The organism is Mesorhizobium sp. WSM4830, assembly GCF_055811495.1.
Genome location: NZ_JBVVQI010000003.1, coordinates 109334 through 126584 on the forward strand (window position 1 = coordinate 109334; position 17251 = coordinate 126584).

Annotated in this window: 14 protein-coding genes; 4 read left to right on the top strand and 10 right to left on the bottom strand. The window is 64.6% G+C overall.

The window, feature by feature from the left end; translation table 11 throughout:
* The first annotated feature begins 11 nt into the window (after positions 1–11).
* Positions 12–2282 carry an AGE family epimerase/isomerase gene (locus tag AC0L2Y_RS05370; RefSeq protein WP_473554388.1) on the top strand — a complete coding sequence of 757 codons (2271 nt, stop codon included), beginning with the start codon at positions 12–14 and terminating at the stop codon, positions 2280–2282.
* Here AC0L2Y_RS05370 and betB read toward each other — a convergent pair.
* From betB to betI, 5 genes are read right to left on the bottom strand one after another with little or no spacing between them, the layout of a single operon-like run.
* The gene (gene betB / locus AC0L2Y_RS05375) at positions 2246–3709 is read right to left on the bottom strand and encodes a betaine-aldehyde dehydrogenase (protein WP_473554390.1); all 1464 of its coding nucleotides are present in this window, start codon (positions 3707–3709) and stop codon (positions 2246–2248) included. The two genes, AC0L2Y_RS05370 and betB, sit on opposite strands and share 37 nt — an antisense overlap.
* Positions 3710–3768: 59 nt before the next feature.
* A complete protein-coding gene (gene betA, locus AC0L2Y_RS05380; protein WP_473554393.1) occupies positions 3769–5421 on the bottom strand; it encodes a choline dehydrogenase in 1653 nt (550 codons plus the stop codon).
* A 3-nt stretch (positions 5422–5424) separates the two neighbouring features.
* Positions 5425–6432 carry a threonine/serine dehydratase gene (locus AC0L2Y_RS05385; protein WP_473554395.1) on the bottom strand — a complete coding sequence of 336 codons (1008 nt, stop codon included), beginning with the start codon at positions 6430–6432 and terminating at the stop codon, positions 5425–5427.
* Positions 6432–7961, bottom strand: a complete 1530-nt coding sequence (gene betC / locus AC0L2Y_RS05390; protein WP_352490809.1) for a choline-sulfatase — start codon at positions 7959–7961, stop codon at positions 6432–6434. The genes AC0L2Y_RS05385 and betC overlap by 1 nt, the downstream gene beginning before the upstream one ends.
* Positions 7958–8548 carry a choline-binding transcriptional repressor BetI gene (gene betI, locus AC0L2Y_RS05395; RefSeq protein ID WP_473554398.1) on the bottom strand — a complete coding sequence of 197 codons (591 nt, stop codon included), beginning with the start codon at positions 8546–8548 and terminating at the stop codon, positions 7958–7960. The genes betC and betI overlap by 4 nt, the downstream gene beginning before the upstream one ends.
* 224 nt (positions 8549–8772) lie before the next feature.
* Between betI and AC0L2Y_RS05400 the strand changes: the two genes are divergently transcribed.
* Both AC0L2Y_RS05400 and AC0L2Y_RS05405 read left to right on the top strand, forming a co-directional pair.
* The gene (locus AC0L2Y_RS05400) at positions 8773–9939 is read left to right on the top strand and encodes an acetyl-CoA acetyltransferase (protein ID WP_473554400.1); all 1167 of its coding nucleotides are present in this window, start codon (positions 8773–8775) and stop codon (positions 9937–9939) included.
* Positions 9940–9964: 25 nt separating this feature from the next.
* Entirely contained in the window at positions 9965–10969 is a 1005-nt protein-coding gene (locus AC0L2Y_RS05405) for an asparaginase (protein ID WP_473554403.1), read from the top strand.
* On the opposite strand, the gene AC0L2Y_RS05410 is transcribed toward AC0L2Y_RS05405, so the two are convergent.
* Positions 10962–12338 carry a TIGR03808 family TAT-translocated repetitive protein gene (locus tag AC0L2Y_RS05410; RefSeq protein WP_473554405.1) on the bottom strand — a complete coding sequence of 459 codons (1377 nt, stop codon included), beginning with the start codon at positions 12336–12338 and terminating at the stop codon, positions 10962–10964. The two genes, AC0L2Y_RS05405 and AC0L2Y_RS05410, sit on opposite strands and share 8 nt — an antisense overlap.
* A 131-nt stretch (positions 12339–12469) precedes the next feature.
* On the opposite strand from AC0L2Y_RS05410, the gene AC0L2Y_RS05415 reads away from it, so the two are divergent.
* The gene (locus AC0L2Y_RS05415) at positions 12470–12943 is read left to right on the top strand and encodes a GreA/GreB family elongation factor (protein ID WP_352665866.1); all 474 of its coding nucleotides are present in this window, start codon (positions 12470–12472) and stop codon (positions 12941–12943) included.
* Here the strand turns inward: AC0L2Y_RS05415 and AC0L2Y_RS05420 are convergent.
* From AC0L2Y_RS05420 to AC0L2Y_RS05435, 4 genes are all read right to left on the bottom strand, one after another.
* The gene (locus AC0L2Y_RS05420; protein WP_473554408.1) at positions 12940–13326 is read right to left on the bottom strand and encodes a type II toxin-antitoxin system death-on-curing family toxin; all 387 of its coding nucleotides are present in this window, start codon (positions 13324–13326) and stop codon (positions 12940–12942) included. The two genes, AC0L2Y_RS05415 and AC0L2Y_RS05420, sit on opposite strands and share 4 nt — an antisense overlap.
* A complete protein-coding gene (locus AC0L2Y_RS05425) occupies positions 13323–13553 on the bottom strand; it encodes an AbrB/MazE/SpoVT family DNA-binding domain-containing protein (protein ID WP_352501761.1) in 231 nt (76 codons plus the stop codon). Before AC0L2Y_RS05425 ends, AC0L2Y_RS05420 begins: the two co-directional genes overlap by 4 nt.
* A gap of 72 nt (positions 13554–13625) precedes the next feature.
* Positions 13626–15749 carry a methylmalonyl-CoA mutase gene (scpA, locus tag AC0L2Y_RS05430; protein ID WP_473554410.1) on the bottom strand — a complete coding sequence of 708 codons (2124 nt, stop codon included), beginning with the start codon at positions 15747–15749 and terminating at the stop codon, positions 13626–13628.
* Positions 15746–17188 carry a methylmalonyl-CoA mutase subunit beta gene (locus tag AC0L2Y_RS05435; RefSeq protein WP_473554413.1) on the bottom strand — a complete coding sequence of 481 codons (1443 nt, stop codon included), beginning with the start codon at positions 17186–17188 and terminating at the stop codon, positions 15746–15748. Before AC0L2Y_RS05435 ends, scpA begins: the two co-directional genes overlap by 4 nt.
* Positions 17189–17251: the final 63 nt, after the last annotated feature.

A 17251-nucleotide genomic window follows, 5' to 3' on the forward strand; every position in this document is an offset into this window, starting at 1 on the left:
GGCTTGTTTTCATGACCGAACGGATCGTCAGTTTTGTGATGAGCGGCGGCGTCGGCTCGCGGCTGTGGCCGCTGTCGCGCGAGGACAATCCCAAGCAGTTTCATGATTTCTCCGGCGACGGCTCGATGCTGGCCAAGACGCTGCGCCGGCTGACCGCGCGGCCGGAGGGCGAAACGCCGGTTTTCCTGATTGCCTCGGAAAGGCACGCCGACCGCGTTCATGCCGACATTGCCGGTCACGAGCTTTCCGGCGGCGGCCCGCTGTTCGAGCCGACCGGACGCAACACTGCCGCGGCCGTCGCTTTGGCAAGCCTGCGCACGCTGTCGGAATTCGGCGACAGCTTGGTGCTGGTGGTGCCGTCCGACCATGAGATCGCGACCGCGCAGCAATTCTGGCGCAGCGTCGAGGCCGGCACGGCGGCCGCGCGCCAAGGCAGGCTGGTGGTGTTCGGCATCAAGCCCGCCCAACCCGAGACCGGTTATGGCTACATCGAGGTGGCCGGCGAGCGCGATGGCATCTGCGATGTCTCGCGTTTCGTCGAAAAACCCGATCTCGCCACGGCGCAGAGCTATCTCGAGGCCGGCAATTTCTACTGGAACACCGGCATCTTCCTGTTTCGCGCCAGTGCCATGCGCGATGCGTTCATGGCCTTCCAGCCCGACATCTGGAGCGCCACCGAGGCTGCCTACCAGGCTGCGACATCGGACCTTTCCGGCCTCTACATGCCTCTGGAGCTCTATGCCGCCATCCCATCGACATCGATCGACTATGCGATCATGGAGCGCGCCAGCGGCATCGCCATGGTGCCGGCCGGCTTTCGCTGGAACGATCTCGGCTCCTGGCAATCGCTGCTCGACGTCGGCCCCTCCGACACTCAGGGCAATGTCATTGTCGGCGATGTCGTCGCCATCGATTGCGAAAACTCCTATATCCGCAGCGACGGCCGCCTGCTGTCGGCCATAGGCCTGAAGGACGTCGCCATCGTGTCGACCGCCGACGCCACTTTCGTCGCGCCGGTCAGCCACAGCCAGAACGTCAAGAAGATCGTCGAGCAGCTCGAAAAAAGCGGCCGCCTCGAGACCAGGTTCACGCCCGCCGACGACCGCGTCATCGAAAGCGGCGCCTGGCAGCGTCGCGTGCACCATTGGCTGTTCGAGGAGACGGTGCCGTTGTGGTCGACGGTCGGCGTCGATGAGCGCCATGGCGGGTTCCACGAGGCGCTCGGCTTCGATGCCTCCCCGCTGATGAAACCCAAACGCATGCGCACGCAGGCCAGGCAGATCTACGCCTTCGCCGTCGCCAAGGCGCGCGGCTGGAACGGCCCGGCCGATCGGCTGATCAGCCACGGCCTCGAATTCATGGCCAGGCACGGACGTACCGACAATGGCGGCTGGGTACGCACGCTCAACATCGACGGCACCGTCGCCGACGCCGCCGAGGATGCCTATGACCATTCCTGCGTGCTCCTGGCGCTGGCGCATGCCCATATGTGCGGCAATCCCGATGCCTTGCGGCTTGGCGAGGAGACCTTTGCGTTCATCGACGCGCATCTCGAGGACGAGCGCCTGACAGGCTTCCGCGAGACCTCGAGCAGCGAGGGCGAGCGCCGCTCCAACCCGCATATGCATCTGCTCGAGGCATTCCTGGCCTGGCATCAGGCGACCGGCGAACGCGCCTACCTTCGCCGCGCCGCGCGCATCGTCGATCTGTTCCGCAGCCATTTCTTCGACCCGGAAAGCTGGACGCTGGGTGAGTATTTCGACCATGAATGGCGGCCGGCCCCTGGCGAGAAGGGCACGTGGACCGAACCTGGCCATCATTTCGAATGGGCCTCGCTGCTGGTCGACTTCGCCGGGCGCAGCGGCCAGAGCGGCTTGACCGGGCTCGCCCGGAAACTTTATGCGTCGGCGATTGCCAATGGCCTGAACCGCGCTACAGGCCTCGCCTACGGCGCGGTTTCCCGGCAAGGACTGCCGCTCGACCGCGTCTCGCGCAGCTGGCCGCAGGCCGAAGCGATCAAGGCGGCGATCGCGCTGGACGGTTCGGGCGGTCCCGACCTGAAGCCGGAAATCGAGGCGCGTGTCGGCCGGCTGTTCCGCTGGCACATCAATCCGGCACCGCTCGGCCTGTGGATCGACCGCATCGACGAGCGTGGCCGCTCGCTGGCAAGCGAGGTGCCGGCCAGCATCTTCTATCATCTGGTCTGCGCGCTGACCCAGTATCTCGACGGCACGGCCCGCAAGGATCAGTACGGGCTGGCGACATCCCCCGTCTCGACATAGACCGACTTCAGCTGCGAATAGAGCGCCAGTGCCGCGAGCGAATTCTCGCGGCCGATGCCGGACTGCTTGAAGCCGCCGAAGGGGATTTCGACCGGCGTCAGATTGTAGGCGTTGATCCAGCAGGTGCCGGCCTGCAATTCGGCGATGACGCGGTGGGCGCGCTGCAGGTCGCGTGTGAACACGCCGGCGGCGAGGCCGAATTCGGTGTCGTTGGCGCGATCGATCACCTCGTCCTCGCTGTCGAATTTCAGCACGCTCATAACTGGCCCGAAAATCTCCTCGCGGGCGATGCGCATTGTGTCCGTGACACCGGTGAACACCGTCGGCTCGACGAAGAACCCACCCTGGAAGCCCTGCAGCGAAGGCACATTGCCGCCGCAGGCGAGCACCGCGCCATCCTGCTTGCCGGCCTCGATGTAAGAGACCACCTTGTCGTGCTGCGCCTTCGAGACCAGCGGCCCCATCTGCGTGTCCGGATCGAGCGGATCGCCAATGCGGATTTTCTTCGTCCGTTCGGTCAGCCTCTCGACGAAACGGTCATGGATGCTGCTCTGCACGAACACCCGCGTGCCGTTGGAGCAGATCTGGCCGGTCGAATAGAAATTGCCGAGCATGGCGCCGCCGATGGCATTTTCGAGGTTGGCGTCATCGAAGACGATCAGCGGCGACTTGCCGCCGAGCTCCATCGTCGCGTGCTTCATCTTTGAGCCGGCGTGCGACAGCACCTTGCGGCCGGTCGGCACCGAGCCAGTCACCGAGACCTTGGCGACGACATCATGTCCGACAAGGCCGGCGCCGACATCGCCAAAGCCTTGCACGACGTTGAACAACCCGTCGGGCAGACCGGCCTCGGTGTAGATCTCGGCGAGCGCCAGCGCTGAAAGCGGCGTGTTCTCCGACGGTTTGAACACCATCGCATTGCCCATGGCGAGGGCGGGTGCGGATTTCCAGCCGGCGATCTGGATCGGGTAGTTCCAGGCGCCGATGCCGACGCAGACGCCGAGCGCCTCGCGCCTGGTATAGGCAAAGGGTCCGCCGAGATCGACAGCCTCGCCATTAAAGGCGGCGACGGCGCCGCCGAAATATTCCAGGCAATCCGCCGCCGACGGGGCGTCGGCAACCAGCGTCTCCTGGATCGGCTTACCGGTATCCAGCGTCTCGATGCGCGCCAGATCGGCATTGCGCGCCCGCAAAATGTCGGCGGCGCGGCGCAGGATGCGGCCGCGTTCGACCGGCTTCAGCCGCGCCCAGGCCGGTTGTGCCGCACGCGCCGCCTCGATCGCGAGCTCCAGCACGTTCGGTGTCGCCGAGCGCAGCATGGCGATGGTCTCGCCGGTTGCCGGATAGATGACCGGCAGGGGCGCGCCGCGCTCGTCGTCGATATAGCGGCCGTTGACATAATGCGATGCCGTTGGCTGGGCGCGCATGACTGTTCTCCAAATCGTCTTTTCGCGGCATGCAGAATATGCGTCCGCCGGATCATGGCCTATCTGTCCGACGCCTGCCAGCGCGGATTGATCCATGGTTCCTGGTTGGACGGTGGCAGCGGCGTACGCCCGAGAATGTGGTCGGCGGCCTTCTCGCCGGTCATGATCGACGGCGCGTTGAGGTTGCCGTTGGTGACGCGTGGAAAGATCGAGGAATCGGCGACCCGCAGCCCTTCGACGCCGATGACGCGGCATTCCGGATCGACGACGCTCATCGCATCGTCGGCACGGCCCATCTTGCAGGTGCCGCAAGGGTGGTAGGCGCTTTCGGCGTGGTCGCGGATGAAGGCGTCGAGCTCCTCATCCGATTGTACATGTGAACCCGGCGACAGTTCCTTGCCGCGGTAGGGATCGAAGGCTGCTTGCCCGAAGATCTCGCGGGTCAGCCGGATGCAGTGACGGAACTCCGTCCAGTCGTCCGGATGCGACATGTAGTTGAAGCGGATCACCGGCTTCGATCTGGGATCGGGCGAGCGCAGCGTGACCGAACCGCGCGACTTCGACCGCATCGGCCCGACATGCGCCTGGAAACCATGCGCCTTCGCCGCCGCCTTGCCGTCATAGCGGACGGCGGCCGGGATGAAGTGATACTGGATATCGGGATAATCGACGCCGGCGCGCGAGCGCACGAAGGCGGCCGCCTCGAAATGATTGGTGGCGCCGAGGCCGGACTTGAAGAACAGCCATTGTGCCCCGATCAGCGCCTTCGAAAACGGGTTCAGCACCGAGTTCAGCGTGATCGGCTTTGTCGATTCCTGCTGGATGTAGAGTTCCATATGGTCCTGCAGATTGCGGCCGACGCCGGGCCGGTCGGCGATCACCGGGATGCCGTTCTCCCTAAGGTGCTGGCCGGGGCCGATGCCGGACAGCATCAGGATCTTGGGCGAGTTGATCGAGGACGCGGCAACGATCACCTCGCGCCGCGCTCTGACCACCTGAATCCGTTTGCGCACTTCGATCTCGACGCCGGTGGCGCGTTGATTCTCGATGATTACCCGCCGGGCGAAACCCTTGACCAGGCTGACATTTTTCCGCCTCAGCGCCGGCCTCAGATAAGCGCTCGCCGCTGACCAGCGACGGCCGCGGCGAATGGTCTGCTCCATCGGCCCAAAGCCTTCCTGCTTCGCGCCGTTATAGTCGTCGGTCAGCTCGAAGCCGGCCTGACGGCCTGCCTCGACGAAGGCGCCATAGAGTGGGTTCGTTCTCGAGCCGCGCTGCACAGTCAGCGGCCCGCCATGGCCGCGCCAGCCATCCTCGCCGCCTGCGCTGTCCTCCATGCGCTTGAAATAGGGGAGCACGTCGGCAAAGCCCCAGCCGGCCGCGCCCTGTTCGGCCCAGTGGTCGAAGTCGCGGGCATGGCCGCGCACATAGACCATGCCGTTGATCGACGACGAGCCGCCGATCACCTTGCCGCGCGGCGTCGCCAGCACGCGGCCGCCGAGATGCGGCTCCGGCTCGCTGGCAAAGCCCCAGTCGTAGAGGCTCATATTGAGCGGGATCGACAGCGCCGACGGCATCTGGATCAGCGGCCCGATATCGCTGCCGCCATATTCGATGACGATCACCGAATGCTTGCCGTCCTCCGACAGCCGGTAGGCCATGGCCGAACCGGCCGAGCCGGAGCCGATAATGACGAAATCCGCTTCAAGCATGGTTCATGCGCGCCCATGGTTCATATGCGCAATGAAATCGGCCAGCGAGACGTTGCCGCCGGTTGCCATTACGAGAACGGTCTTGGCGGTCACGTCGACCTTGCCGCCCAGCAGTGCCGCGAGCGAAGCAGCGCCCGAAGGTTCGAGCACCAACTTCAGCCGCTCGAAGGCGATTTGCATGGCGCGCCGCACCGAAGCATCGTCGACGGTGACGCCGCGAACGCCGGCGGCCTTCACCGCTGCGAACGGCGCGTCGCCGGGCCGCCGCGACATCAGCCCATCGCAGATCGATTTCGGCCCGATCGGCATGGTTTCGATGGCGCCATGCGCCAACGACGAGCCCATGCCGTCAAAACCTTCCGGCTCCACGCCGATGATCTTCGTGGTTGGCGACAGGTAGTGGAAGGCCAGCGAAACACCGCCGATCAGGCCGCCGCCGCCGACCGAGCAGAACAAGAGATCGGCCTCGACCTGCCTGGCGGCGAGCTGGTCGAGTGCCTCCAGCCCGGCACCGGCCTGGCCGGCGACGATCTCCGGATCGTCGAACGGGTGCAGCCGCGCCAGGCCTTCGCTCGCGGCGATCTCGCGCGCCTTGGCGGCAGCGACTTCCTCACGCGCGCGCTCGCCATGGTCGGTCAGCACGACGCGGGCGCCATAGCCCGACGTGGCATCGCGTTTGGCGGCAGGCGCGTCGATCGGCATGACGATGGTGACGGGAATGCCAAGCGCCTGGCCCGCCGCCGCCAGCCCTTGCGCGAAATTGCCGGAGGAGTAGGCGACGACGCCATTTTTGGCTTCATCGGGCGACAGCCGCTTCAGCCGCCAATAGGCGCCGCGCACCTTGAACGATCCAGCCCATTGCAGCGACTCGGCCTTGACGAAGACGCGGGCGGCGCCGGTCTCGCGGGCGAGTGCCGCCGATTCCAGCAGCGGCGTGATCTGCGTCGCCTTCGAGGTGACGGCATAGGCCTGCCTGAGATGGTCGAGCGAGGGGAGGAGACTATCTGTCATCATTCGCCTCGCGGAAAGCGCTTCTGCTCTTCGAGCAGGTCGAGGTTCATATGGTTGCGCATGTAGCGCTCCGATGCCTTCTGGAGCGGCTGGAATTCCCAGGGGTAATGGGTGCCGTTGCGCAGCGCCGGGTAGACCACCCAGCGGCGTGCCTGGCTGGCACGCACCGCCGCGTCGAACGCAGCCATGTCCCAGCGCGCCCGCACCTTGTCGGTGAAAGCGGCCACCAAAGCCGCATTGGCCGGATCGGCGGCGAGGTTGGTCAATTCCCGCGGATCCGATTCAAGATCAAACAGTTGCGGCGGGTCGATCTCGCAATGGATGAATTTGTAGCGGCCCTCGCGCATCGCCACGATCGGGGCGTTGGAGCCTTCGGCAGCATATTCCATCAGCACCGGCGCGGAGCGTTTCTTTCCGTTCAGCAGCGGCAGCAGCGATTGGCCGTCGGTCCACGGCGCAATCGCGCTGATGTCGATGCCGGCGAGGTCGCAAAGCGTCGGCGTCACGTCGAGGTTGGAGACCGGCGTCTCGATAAGGCCGGCGGCGATGCCGTTGCCGGCGATCATCAGAGGCACCCGCGCCGAACCTTCGAAGAAGCACATCTTGAACCACAGGCCGCGCTCGCCGAGCATGTCGCCATGGTCCGAGCAGAACAGGATGATTGTGTCGTCGAGCATGCGCGTAAGCTCGAGCACGGACAGCAATTCGCCGAGCTTGTCGTCGAGATATGAGATGTTGGCGAAATAGCCGCGCCGCGCGCGGCGGATCTGCTCCGTGGTGATGTCGAACCTGTCATAGTCGCTGGCGCGGTAGAGCCGCTGCGAATGCGGGTCCTGCCTGTCATAAGGAATGAAGCCGACCTCCGGCTCGAGCGCCGGGCAATCCTCGTAGTGGTCCCAGTAGCGCCGCCGTGCGACGTAGGGATCGTGCGGATGGGTGAAGGAAACAGTCAAGCACCAGGGGCGATGTGCGGCGTCGTCGGAGACGCGGGCAAAATCATAAAGCTTCTGCACCGCATGGAAGGCGACCTCGTCGTCATATTCCAGCTGGTTGGTGATCTCGGCAGTACCGGCGCCGCTCACCGAGCCGAGATTGTGATACCACCAGTCGATCCGCTCGCCGGGCTTGCGATAGTCCGGCGTCCAACCGAAGTCGGCCGGATAGATGTCGGTGGTCAGCCGCTCTTCGAAACCGTGCAATTGGTCCGGGCCGACGAAATGCATCTTGCCGGAGAGGCAGGTGTGATAGCCGGCAGCGCGCAGATGATGAGCAAAGGTCGGGATCGAAGACACGAATTCGGCGGCGTTGTCATAGACCCCTGTGCGTGACGGCAACTGGCCGCTCATGAATGCGGCGCGGCCCGGCGCGCAGAGCGGCGAGGCGGTGTAATTGTTACAAAAACGAGCCGAACGTGCGGCCAGCGCCTTCAGATGCGGCGCGTGCAGGAAGTCCGCCGGCCCATCCGGAAACAGCGTTCCGTTGAGCTGATCGACCATCACGATCAGGATGTTGGGTCGCTTGGATGTCACTGCTTCTGCCGTCCGCTGAGCTTCGTTTCGAGATAGTCCTCGACCAGTGCAATCGCGGTCGCGGCATCGGGGACGCCGTCCTTCAGCGCGCGCCTGATATAGAGCCCGTCGATCAGCGCCGCCGTCGCTTCGGCGATCCGGTCGGCCTCGCTTCTCGGCAGGATGCCGGTCAGCCCGCTGAGCAGATTGGAATGCAGCCGCCGCGCATAGACCCTGAGCAGCCGGCGAAGTGCTGCCGATTTCTGCGCCTCGACATAGAAGGCGAGCCATGCGGCGATCGTTTCGGGCTGGAACTGGATGTCGGAGAAATTGACCGCGACCACTGCCGAGACGCGCTGGCGCGCCGAGCCGGCTGCGCGAAGCGCGCGGCGCGTGTCGGCGGTGAGCTCGCTCAGGATGTGCCGCATCGTCGCCAACAGCAACTCGTCCTTGGCACCGAAATAATGGTGGGCAAGCGCCGAGGACACGCCGGCACGCCCGGCGATTTCCGACATCGTCACATCAAGCGAGCCGCGCTCGCCGATCGCCGAGATCGTTGCGTCGATGAGCGCCCTGCGGCGCAACGGCTCCATTCCGAGTTTCGGCATTCCTGCTCCGGCCTTTTGGGGCAAGATTATTTTTTATTGACGCATCAATCAACAAAAATCCAGCCTGATTTGCTGGCAAAAGCCAGGCACTATGACCAGATGATCAAGATCAAGCGATTGTGCGGTTCTGGCCCCTTCACGAAGCCGGCGGAACGGTTCATGCTTGAACAATGCTGAGCGCGCCGCAGTATCGCGTGGCCCAGGTCCACAGGATGGAGATCGCCATGACAGCATGCATCGTCGGTTGGGCGCATTCGCGCTTCGGCAAGCTCGAAGGCGAGACGTTGGAGGGCCTGATCACCAAGGTGGCAGTCGAGGCGCTCGATCATGCCGGCATCGGTCCGGATGACGTCGACGAGATCGTGCTCGGCCACTTCAACGCCGGGTTTTCCGCCCAGGATTTCACCGCGAGCCTGGTCCTCCAGGCCGACGACCGGCTGCGCTTCAAGCCGGCGACCCGCGTCGAGAACGCCTGCGCCACCGGCTCGGCGGCGGTCAGGCAAGGCATCCGCGCCATCGACGCCAATGCCGCCCGTATCGTGTTGGTGGTCGGCGCCGAGCAGATGACGACGACGCCCGGTCCCGAGATCGGAAAGAACCTGCTCAAGGCCTCGTATCTGCCGGAGGACGGTGACACGCCGGCAGGCTTCGCCGGCGTCTTCGGCAAGATCGCCCAAGCCTATTTCCAGCGCTACGGCGACCAGTCGGATGCGCTGGCGATGATCGCCGCCAAGAACCACAAGAACGGCGTCGACAATCCCTACGCGCAGATACGCAAGGATTTCGGCTACGAGTTCTGCCGGCAGGAAAGCGAGAAGAACCCGTTCGTCGCCGGTCCGCTGAAGCGCACAGACTGCTCGCTGGTGTCGGACGGAGCCGCCGCACTTGTCCTTGCCGACACGGCCACAGCGCTGAAGATGCGCCGCGCCGTCGCCTTCCGCGCCAATCAGCATGTGCAGGATTTCCTGCCGATGTCGAAGCGCGACATTCTCGCCTTCGAAGGCTGTGAGCAGGCCTGGAACCAGGCGCTGAAGCAGGCGGGCGTGACGCTCGGCGACCTGTCCTTCGTCGAGACGCATGACTGTTTCACCATCGCCGAACTGATCGAGTATGAGGCGATGGGCCTGGCAAAGCCGGGCGAGGGCGCCAAGCTGGTCCTGGATGGCGAGACGGCGAAAGATGGAAGGCTGCCGGTCAATCCGTCGGGCGGGCTGAAGGCCAAGGGCCATCCGATCGGTGCCACCGGCGTATCGATGCATGTGCTGAGCGCCATGCAGCTCGTCGGCGAGGCGGGCGGCATCCAGGTGCAGGGAGCGAAGCTCGGCGGCATCTTCAACATGGGTGGTGCTGCGGTCGCCAACTACGTTTCCATTCTCGACCGGATCAGATAAACCCGCCCGCATTGCGGGAGGTGACATGACAAATCCGGTTCTGGTCGAAGTCTTGCGCGGCGCAATCGTCGAGAGCGCGCATCGCGGCGCTGTTTCCGTATTCGACGCCGACGGCAAGCCTGTCTGGGAGATCGGCGACACGGCACAGCCGGTGTTCCCGCGTTCGGCGGTCAAGGCGATCCAGGCGTTGCCGCTGGTCGAGAGCGGCGCTGCCGATGCCTACGGCTTCGGTGATCGGGAGCTGGCGCTGGCCTGCGCCTCGCATTCCGGCGAGCCGCCACATGTCGAGCTCGCGAGGGCCATGCTGGCGAAGGCCGGCCTCGACGAGACGGCACTCGAATGCGGCGCGCATTGGCCGTCGAACCATGGGGCGACGCTGGCGCTTGCCCGCGCCGGCAGCGTACCGAACGCGCTGCACAACAATTGTTCCGGCAAGCACTCAGGCTTCCTATGCACCTGCGTTCACAGCGGCATCGCCCATCGTGGTTACGTCAAGGCTGGCCATGCCTCGCAGGAAATGGTGCGCGAAGCGATGCAGGCGGTGACCGGTGCTGCCCATGGCGCCGATCACCGCGGCACCGACGGCTGCTCGATTCCGACCTATGCCGTGCCGCTGCGCAGCTTTGCCCTTGGCTTTGCCCGCATGGCGACAGGTGCCGGCTTCGAGCCGGTGCGCGCCCGGGCGGCGGAGCGGCTGCTTTCCGCCTGCATGGCCGAGCCGTTTTTCGTCGCCGGCACGGGCAGGTCCGATGTCGCGATGATGGAGGCAGCGCCGGGCCGGATTTTCGTCAAGGGAGGCGCCGAAGGCGTTTTTTGCGCCGCCGTTCCGGAGCTTGGCCTTGGCATCGCGCTGAAATGTGACGATGGCGCCGGCCGCGCCGCTGAAGTGATGGTCGCGGCTGTGCTGGCAAAGCTTTTGCACGCCGACCACGCGCTGGCGGCGAAACTGATCGAACAGGCAAATCCGCCCATCGAAAGCCGGATCGGCGCCAAAGTCGGCGCCCTCCGGCACACCGCCGCCCTCAACTGACGTGATTGCGCTCGACGGTCAAATGCGCATAGCCGGCATTGCCTGAGGCGGCGAGGTCGCCGGTTACCGGCTCGGCCCAGCGCTGGCCGACGATCGCGCCGTTCTGGACCCCGTCGATGACATTGTCGGAAATGATTGCCGTTCCGGCACCTTCGACCACGGTGACGACGATGCCGGTCCCCGCCTTGCGGATGACATTTCCCGTGGCGACTACATTGCGCATGAACGGTCCCCAGCCGATCTGCATGCCGTAGAGCGGCGCATTCTCGACGACATTGCCGGCAACGGTGGTGTCTGCCTCGACGCTGATGCCGACGCCGAAGCCGGGCGCGTCGGCAGGGTAGGGGCCGCTGGTCGACAGATTGCGGACAATGTTGCCGGAGCAGACGCCCATGCGGCCGCCCTCGTTGAAATTGACGATCGAAATGCCGTTCGCGGCGCCATCGACGATGTTGTTGCCGATGACCGCTCCTTCGAATGAGAATTCGGAATACACGGCCGTTTCGCCCGCGCGCGAGCAGGTATTGCCGGCTATCTGCAAATTGCTGGCACTGTTGGCGCGGATCGCCGAAAACGCGCAGTCCGAAACAATATTGCCGGAGATGATGACGTTGCCGGCGCGGAAGGCATTGATGCCGTTGCCGTTCTGGCCGGTTCCGCCGCTGCGCGCCTGGATGCGTTCGATGCGGTTGCCGCTGACGATCGTGCCGTCTTCCGCCGCCTGCCAGCGGTGCACGAGAATGCCGCCATTGGCGCAGTCGCAGACGCTATTGCCTGATATTTCCAGGCCATCGGCCTCAACCGAATAGATGCCGGCATCGGCTGCACCGGATATCTCCGAGCGCTCGATGCGGCCCGAGGCATGCTCGAGCGCCAGACCGTTCTTGCCGCTGCCGGTCATCTGGCAGTTGTCGACGACCAGATGGGCGATGCGGCGCAGATCGAGCAGGCCTTGCGTGTAGTCCCCCATCCAGCGGTTGCTGCCGTCGAACACCAGCCCGCTGAGTTCGATATGCTCGGCCTGTTCGGCCATGATGAGATGGCCGTTGCCGCCGTAGACGATCCGCGACGCGCCCGGCACGCCAGACAGGCGTACCCGGCCGGGCAGCGACAGGTTGGAAACGATATAGATCCCCGGCGGCAGGAACACCGGCATGTCGTGGTCGTGCGCGTCGCGCAGCAGCTTGGTGAAAGCCTTGCTCTGGTCGTCAAGCGCGCCGGGCCGAACGCCGAGCTCGGTCGCGTTGATGGCGCCACGTATCGCGGCTTTCTCGATGCCGGGCAGGTTTTTCGCCGCGGCCTTGCCGAGCGAAAGCCCCATGACGGCAAAGCCGGCGGTCTGCGCAAGCAGCGTTCGTCTGTTCAACATCGGCACAGATTCCTTGCGTTCAACGGTCGCGCCGCAGGATTCGTGCCAGACAGGATCGGCCCGGATCGGCCCCGACGTCGGTTCGCCGGCTACGGCTTGTGGAGTCGTCGCGTCAGGCATAAGTTCGATAGATGAGCAGGGCCTTCACCCGCGAAGAAGACAGCGAAAACGCCATCGCCGGCATCGGCGAGCGGCCGATCAGTCATCACCGCAATCTGGTGACGGAACGCGGCCTGGCGCTGATCGATGCGGAGGTGGCCGCTCTGCGCGACGAACTGGGCAGAGCCGAAAAGAGGGCCGACCGCGAGCGCATCGCGCTGGTGTCGCGTGACCTCCGCTATTGGACGGCGCGGCGGGAAAGCGCCGAGCTTTCGGTGCCGGAACCGGGCAGCGACATGGTTCGCTTCGGTATGGGCGTCACCCTGGAAAGCGACGACGGCAAGAAGGTGCACTGGAAGATCGTCGGCGAGGATGAGGCAAATCCCGCCAAGGGGACAATTTCCCATATGTCGCCGATGGCGATGGCGCTGTTCGGCAAGAAGGTCGGCGAAGTTGCCGTGGTCAATGGCAAGGAATGGGAGATCGTCAAGCTCTCCGACAATTAGTCTTCGAGCTTGACGACATGATCGCGGAAGAACGCCGCGGCGCCGGCCTCGTCGATTTCGCCGGCGGCGACCATCATGACCAGTTGAATAATGTCCGCCTGCTCGGCTTCGATGCTCAAGCCATTGAAATAAAGGAACAGGTCGGCCGCCGCGAAAGCAGTACGCTTGTTTCCGTCGACGAATGGATGGTTTTTGGCGATACCGAAAAGATAAGCGGACGCCAGCTCACAGAGATCGGGCTCGCCATAGATTTCCCTCTGCTGCGGCCTGTAGAGCGCCGACTCCAGCATTCCTTCCTCGCGGATGCCCGCTGCGCCGCCGTGGAGGCGCAGCTGCTCGGCGTGAAGCGCCTCCACGAATTCCCGCAAATGATGCTCGGTCATTTTGCGAGCGCGCGGTAGGCAACCTCATACTTCTTCATCCGCTCGCGCGCGATCTTCATCTTGCGCTCGAATTCTTCAGCAGTGTCCTCGGTGCGGCGCAGACGAAGCTCATCGCCTTCCTGGACGATGACGATGCTGTCGCCCGCCTTCAGGTTCATGCGGTCGAGAATTTCCTTCGGCAGGATCACGCCTTCGGAATTGCCGATCTTGCGAATGGTCGTGTTCATGGTGAGACATCCTGTTGCAACGCTGATTATAACTCAGCCTGTTTTCGTTGCAACAGACATTATAACAACGCGTCAGCCGGCCTGCAGCAGCCGGTCCATCAGCCGGTCCGCCGCTTCCGGGATGACCGTGCCGGGCGGGAAGATTTCAGTGGCGCCTGCCTGCCGGACCGCGTCGTAATCCTGCGGCGGGATGACGCCGCCGGCGACGATCAGCATGTCGTCGCGGCCGAGCTTCTTCAGCGCCTGTTTGAGTTCGGGAATAAGCGTCAAATGGCCTGCCGCCAGCGACGAGGCGCCGACGATGTGCACGTCATGCTCGACCGCCAGCCTGGCGATCTCGTCCGGCGTCTGGAACATCGGCCCGACGGTGACGTCGAAGCCGAGGTCGGTAAAGGCGGTGGCGATTACTTTCTGGCCGCGATCATGGCCGTCTTGCCCCATTTTGGCGACCAGAATGCGCGGCTTGCCGCCGGACTTCTCCTCGAACGCTACGATCTTGTCCTGCAGCCGGTCGACCACTGGATTGTCGCCGAGCGCGTTGCGATAGACGCCGGAGATCGTCTGCACCGAGGCGACATGGCGGCCGAAGACTTTTTCCAGCGCCAGCGAAATCTCGCCGACCGTGGCGTTGGCGCGTGCGGCCCGGATGGCGAATTCCAGCAGGTTTCCGTTACTCCCGGCAGCACGGGTCAGCGCATCGAGCGCGCTCTCGACGGCGGCGACGTCACGCGTGCCTTTCAGCCGTTGCAGCTTCGACAATTGCCGTGCCCTGACCTCGGCGTTATCGATCTTCAGCACGTCGACATCGATGTCCGTCCCGGGCTGGTGGGCATTGACGCCGACCACGATCTGTTCGCCGGAATCGATGCGCGCCTGGGTGCGCGCGGCAGCCTCTTCGATGCGCAGCTTCGGTAGGCCCTTTTCGATCGCCGCGGCCATGCCGCCGAGGGTCTCGACCTCCTCGACATGCGCAAGCGCACGCGCCGCCAGATCATGCGTCAGCCGTTCGAGATGGGCGGAGCCGCCCCACGGGTCGATGATGCGCGTCGTGCCGGATTCCTTCTGCAGGATGAGCTGTGTGTTGCGGGCGATGCGGGCCGAATGGTCGGTCGGCAGCGCCATTGCCTCGTCGAAGGAATTGGTGTGCAGCGACTGCGTATGCCCTTGAGTCGCCGCCATCGCCTCGATCATGGTGCGGATGATGTTGTTGTAGGGATCCTGCGCCGTCAGCGACCAACCGGAAGTCTGGCAATGGGTGCGCAGCGACAGCGAGCGCTCGTCCTTAGGCGAAAAGTTCTTCAGCATCAGGCTGGCCCACAAAAGGCGGGCTGCTCTCAGCTTGGCGACTTCCATGAAGAAGTTCATGCCGATCGCCCAGAAGAAGGAAAGGCGCGGCGCGAAACGGTCGATGTCGAGGCCGGCCGCGACGCCGGCGCGCGCATATTCGATACCGTCGGCAATCGTGTAGGCGAGCTCGAGATCCGCCGTCGCACCTGCCTCCTGCATGTGGTAGCCGGAGATCGAGATCGAATTGAACTTCGGCATGTGCTTGGAGGTGTAGGAAAAAATGTCCGACACGATCCGCATCGAAGGTTTCGGCGGATAGATGTAGGTGTTGCGCACCATGAACTCTTTCAGGATGTCGTTCTGAATGGTCCCGGCGAGATCCTTCTGCGCGACGCCCTGTTCCTCCGCCGCCACGATATAGAGCGCCATGATCGGCAGCACCGCGCCGTTCATCGTCATCGATACCGTCATCTCGTTAAGCGGGATGCCGTCGAACAGCTGGCGCATGTCGAGAATGGAATCGATGGCGACGCCGGCCATGCCGACATCACCGGCGACGCGCGGATGGTCGCTGTCGTAGCCGCGATGCGTGGCGAGATCGAAGGCGACCGACAGGCCTTTCTGGCCGGCGGCAAGGTTGCGCCGGTAGAAGGCGTTGGACTCTTCGGCCGTCGAGAAGCCGGCATATTGCCGGATCGTCCAGGGTTGCTGGACATACATCGTCGGATAGGGGCCGCGCACGAAAGGCGGCAGGCCCGGATAGGTATCGAGGTGCGGCAAGCCCTTGAGATCGCTCTGGTTGTAGAGATGCTTGACGGCGATGCCTTCCGGCGTCATCCGCTGACCTTTGACCTCGACCGGAACCCGCCGTGGCGGCGACCAGCCGATCTGGCTGAAATCCGGGATCATGGTGCGGCTCCGATCGACTGATCGATGCGGATCGGAAACAGCGGCTCGCACACCGCAACGCCTTCGGTGAAGGCAGGCCGCCTCTCCGCCGCCAGCGTCTCGACAGGACGCTCGGTTTTCGGTGGGTGCAGCGTCGTGCCGACGATCGCCCGTTCGCCCGCCTGGTAGGCAGCGTTGCGGCGGGCGGAAGCTGCCTGGACGCGTTTCTGGATATCGCCTTGCTCAAGGCTGGACAGCACGCCACCTTCCGCCTCGATCTGCTGGAACTCTTGCCAGGCCGCCGTGCAGAGCTCCGCAGTCAGGGCTTCGACGGCGCCCGAACCGCAAGCCGGATCGGCGACGTGGTCGATGTGGCTTTCATTGGCCATGATCAATTGCGCGTTGCGGGCAACGCGGCGGGCAAAACCCGCGGGCAGGCCGTGCGCGATGGTGTGCGGCAGGATGGCGATCGAATCCGCGCCGCCGGCGGCAGCCGCAAAAGCGGCGATGGTGGTGCGCAGGATGTTGGTTTCAGGGTCGGCCGCCGTCATCATCCTGAAGGAGGTTTCAGCATGGATGCTGGCGGTGGAGGGCGGTATCGAGCAGGCCTCCTGGACACGCGCCCACAGCCTGCGCAATGCCCTGACCTTGGCCGTCGAAACGAACTGGTCCTGGTCGACGCTCAGCGCAAAACCGATATGCGGCGCCGCATAGACAAGCGGCTGGCGCGCCTTCTCGAACAGCCTCAGATAGGAGACGGCCGACGCGAGCATGGTGCCAAGCTCCTGCGCCTCGGTGGCGCCGGCATTGTGGAACACCCGCCCGTCGGCTTCCAGCAGCACGCCGGGCACGCCCATCGAAAAGAAATGCGCCAGCGACTGCGGCATCGAAGCCTGCAAAGCCTCGATCGACATGCGTAGCTTGCCGGTCCCGGCAAAGATCGCCGCCGGATCGATGCCGAAGGAGAGGTTGAGCTTTGCCGGGTCGGAGCGGCGCTTGGTCAAAAACGCCACCAGCCAGTCGGCCACGGCTCGGCTCCAGGGATGGGCGTCGATGCGGATCTGGATGCGGTTGAGCGGCACGCCGTCGAGCACGCCCTCCAGCGCCTCCGCCGTCCTCGGCAAGCCGTAGCCGAAGGCGTTCGGCGCGCCTTCGAAGACAAGCGACAGTCCGGTAGCACCCTGCGCGATGTCTTCCAGCGCCTGCGCACTGGCTCGGGCTATGTCGGGATCGTCGATGCGCTGGCTGACGATCCACGGTGATCCCGGGTTGGCGCGCACGACAGGCTCGGCGGTTACCGAACGCTCGTAGAGCGGCTCGACGCGGATGGCGTCGTCCGTATGCGAGACGAGCTTTTCCTCGAAGGACCCGCCGGCCAGCGCCTTCTCCGCCAGCGCCAGCCATCGTTGCCGGTCGACGTTCGGAAGTTCGGCATCCTGGGTCAAGGCACCGGCGACCATCCGTTCTCCTCGTTCTAGCGGCCGCAGCGGCCGACCATGTCAGTCTACGGTCCCCGGCCCGAT